This is a genomic window from Patescibacteria group bacterium (assembly GCA_038063375.1).
In the GTDB taxonomy this organism is placed as follows: domain Bacteria; phylum Patescibacteriota; class Minisyncoccia; order Phycocordibacterales; family JANLHH01; genus JANLHH01.
In genome coordinates this window covers 1-3,170 of sequence record JBBTVG010000023.1, presented here as the reverse complement: position 1 = coordinate 3,170, position 3,170 = coordinate 1, and the positions used below count along the sequence as shown (strand labels likewise).

The window sequence follows — 3,170 nt, the reverse complement described above, 5'->3', positions numbered from 1 at the left end:
GTTTTGAGCCTCGAGCGAGAAAACTAGCCACAAGGTGTACAGAACCTGTAAGGTTTCATACACAAAAAACCCCGGATCATATGATCCGGGGTTTTTTGTGTATGATTAATTAAACTTATTCATCGCAATCAAGCGACCTTCGGTAGTAATAGCCTCAATGGCTTCATTGGTCTTCTTTGAAAGTTTTTTAAGCTCCTGAAATTCGTCCGGTGTAAAGTTCTTCAGAATAAAGCGTACCACCTGCTCCTCCCCTTGTGGTTTTTTAAGTTTACCGGATGCTGTTTTGGGCGAGATACCGACGCGAATGCGCACAAATCCTTTCGTCTTTATACTGCGTGCTATGGATTCAATCCCCTTGTGCCCGCCCGAACCACGGTCAAATGAAAGTTTGAACGTCCCAACCGGCAGGTCAAGATCGTCATAGATTACAATAAGTTGCTCCGCCTTTTTTTTGCTCGTGACGAGCGGCAAGAGGCTTTTGCCGGAATTATTCATGAACGTTTCAGGCATGAGAAGAAGCACTTTCTCCTTGCCCACCTTCCCTTCCGAGATGAGCGCGCGAGTTTTTTTATCCGCGCGCCAATCGGGAAAATCGTTCTTTTTTCTGAAATACTCCAAAACAATGCGACCTGTGTTATGTCGTGTCTCCTCATACTCTTTGCCCGGATTGCCGAGTCCTACGATAATATATGACATAGTCCCATTATATCGCAAAATGCTTTCGTTGCAAAAAATCTATGGTAGAATGAAAAACAACGGGTCGCTTAATAATGTAACGTAACGTAAAAACATATGACAAATTTTGAAAAGCCGGTTGCAAGCAACGAGAATGAAAACTTAAAAAAACCGGAGGCCATGATCATAGGCGGTGAAGAAATGTTACTCACCCCGGAAGAAGTGGACATGATCAAAAGAATGCGCGCCGAAAATAGCGACTCCTGGAGAGAACAAGCGTAATACATGCAAAGAAAACCCCCGCTAAAGGCGGGGATTTTCTTTGCATGTATCAAATAATTTGCTTTAGATATATTTTTATAATACTATGTATGCACATGATTGAAGAACGACACAACTCTTCGGAGAAGTCGGGTGCCCCAGAAGAGGTAGCTCTCGGGCAAAAATATTCCCCAAGCAGTTTCTTTTGGGAAATTATTAAATTTGCCGTGATCGCGTTCATTGTCGTTGTTCCGATCCGAGTCTTTATCGCAAGCCCTTTCATTGTCAGCGGGAGCTCAATGGATCCTTCCTTTGCCACGGGAAACTATCTCGTGGTTGACGAGATCTCTTATCGTTTGGAAAAGCCGGAGCGCGGCGATGTCGTGGTGTTCAAATATCCCAAAGACCCCTCAAAATTTTTCATCAAGCGCGTTATCGGTCTTCCGGGGGAAACGGTAGAAATAAAAGACGGCAACGTGTTCATCGTCAACAAATCATTTCCGGGAGGATTCAACTTGAACGAACCCTATATAAAATTTCCTAAGGCTGATAGTATGGTCATCACATTGGGTGACACCGAATACTTCGTGATGGGTGACAACAGAGAAGCAAGTTCCGACTCTCGCGTCTGGGGACCGCTGGACGAGCAATTCATTACCGGCAGGGCGTTTCTAAGACTCTTCCCTTTAAACAGGCTCGGACTTTTCCCCGAAAAGGCACTGTATTAAAAAAATATTTATGTCCGAAAAGCCAACAACAGGAAAAGAAAAAAAGAGTACTCTGCAATCTCTCAAAGGGATGCGCGACATCTCGGGAGATGAGTACTATCGCTATCAGGGGCTTTTTGAAAAAGCGCAGGAAATAGCCGTCTATTACGGATTCAGACCCATTGAGACCCCTATATTGGAAAAAGAAGAGTTGTTCGTGCGCAGTGTCGGCGAATCTACGGATATCGTTGAAAAAGAAATATATACTCTCCGAACCAAGGGCGGCGACAAGCTTGCCATGCGTCCGGAAGGAACCGCACCCATCATGCGCGCATACATTGAACAAGGTATGCAGAACTTGCCGCAACCGGTCATGCTCTACTATAGCGGACCGTTCTTCAGGCACGAGAGACCGCAACGCGGCAGGTCGCGTCAATTCATGCAGTTTGGTTTTGAGATATTGGGCTCCCCTAAAAGTATTGCCGACGCCATCATCATTAGAACCATGCTGGACGTTTTAGAGGAAGTTGGATTTAAAGATCTTTCCATTGACATCAATAGTATCGGGGATTCCGAATGTCGCCCCGCCTACATCCGCGCATTAACATCATATTATAAGAAGCATATTGAAAAGCTCTGCGTACACTGCAAGAAGAGATTGAAAGACAATCCGCTCCGACTACTGGACTGTAAAGATGAAGGTTGCCAAGCGCTGAAAGAGGAAGCGCCTGAATCCCTCAATCACCTCTGTGGCGGATGCAAACAGCATTTCAAGGAGGTGCTTGAATATTTGGATACGATGGGTATTCCTTACTCTGTCAAAAATTCCCTTGTTCGGGGCTTAGATTATTACACCCGTACTGTTTTTGAGATCATAGAAAGCATTGCCCCGACAGAAGAACCAATAAAGGAGAGCGCACCGAATCCGGAAGACGAGACCGAAAGAGACGCACAAGAAAAAGAGAAAGAAGTTTCGGAGGAACCAAGTGAGCCGGGTGTCACTTTGCTTACGATCGCCGCCGGCGGACGATATGACAACCTGGCAAAGTCGCTTGGCAGTAAAAAACCGGTACCCGCAGTGGGGGGCGCCATCGGAATGGACAGGCTTGTCATGCGTCCGGAACTCAAGTCCTTGAGCCCGCGCATCATCAAAAAGCCGAAGATCTATTTCATACAACTTGGCTTTGAAGCAAAACTAAAGAGCTTGTCGGTTATTGAACTCCTTCGCAAAGCGAAAATTCCTATCGCGCAATCCTTGAATAAAGACAGTCTGGCGACGCAACTCTCCACCGCCGAACGATTAAACGTCCCCTACACCATCATCTTTGGACAAAAAGAGGCGATGGAAGGAACGGTGATCGTGCGAAATATGGAGAACCGCTCGCAGGACACGATATCCATAGAAAAACTGCCGGAATATCTTAAAAAGATAAAGGGCAACTAAAACCCGAATTTCCATACCGCACCACAGGAGTACTTCTTGTTTTCTAAGTTGCTTCGCACCTAAGAAAACAATGTCGCACCACA

Annotated in this window: 4 protein-coding genes; 3 read left to right on the top strand and 1 reads right to left on the bottom strand. The window is 45.8% G+C overall.

The window, feature by feature from the left end; genetic code table 11:
* Window positions 1–105: 105 nt before the first annotated feature.
* Complete coding sequence (gene pth / locus AAB523_02730) at window positions 106–696, bottom strand: aminoacyl-tRNA hydrolase (protein MEK7556176.1); 591 nt, start codon at window positions 694–696, stop codon at window positions 106–108.
* A gap of 96 nt (window positions 697–792) precedes the next feature.
* Here pth and AAB523_02725 point away from each other — a divergent pair, with 96 nt between their 5' ends.
* The 3 genes from AAB523_02725 to hisS all read left to right on the top strand — a co-directional run bounded on the left by AAB523_02725 (window position 793) and on the right by hisS (window position 3,087).
* On the top strand, window positions 793–957 hold the full coding sequence (locus AAB523_02725) for a hypothetical protein (GenBank protein MEK7556175.1): 165 nt from the start codon (window positions 793–795) through the stop codon (window positions 955–957).
* An 89-nt stretch (window positions 958–1,046) separates the two neighbouring features.
* Entirely contained in the window at window positions 1,047–1,664 is a 618-nt protein-coding gene (gene lepB, locus AAB523_02720; protein ID MEK7556174.1) for a signal peptidase I, read from the top strand.
* Window positions 1,665–1,674: 10 nt separating this feature from the next.
* Complete coding sequence (hisS, locus tag AAB523_02715) at window positions 1,675–3,087, top strand: histidine--tRNA ligase (protein MEK7556173.1); 1,413 nt, start codon at window positions 1,675–1,677, stop codon at window positions 3,085–3,087.
* The last annotated feature ends 83 nt before the right edge of the window (window positions 3,088–3,170 follow it).

Coding starts and splice junctions, on each gene's coding strand:
- lepB (MEK7556174.1), top strand. CDS start 1,047: ATGCACATGATTGAAGAACGACACAACTCTTCGGAGAAGTCGGGTGCC.
- AAB523_02725 (MEK7556175.1), top strand. CDS start 793: ATGACAAATTTTGAAAAGCCGGTTGCAAGCAACGAGAATGAAAACTTA.
- pth (MEK7556176.1), bottom strand. CDS start 696: ATGTCATATATTATCGTAGGACTCGGCAATCCGGGCAAAGAGTATGAG.
- hisS (MEK7556173.1), top strand. CDS start 1,675: ATGTCCGAAAAGCCAACAACAGGAAAAGAAAAAAAGAGTACTCTGCAA.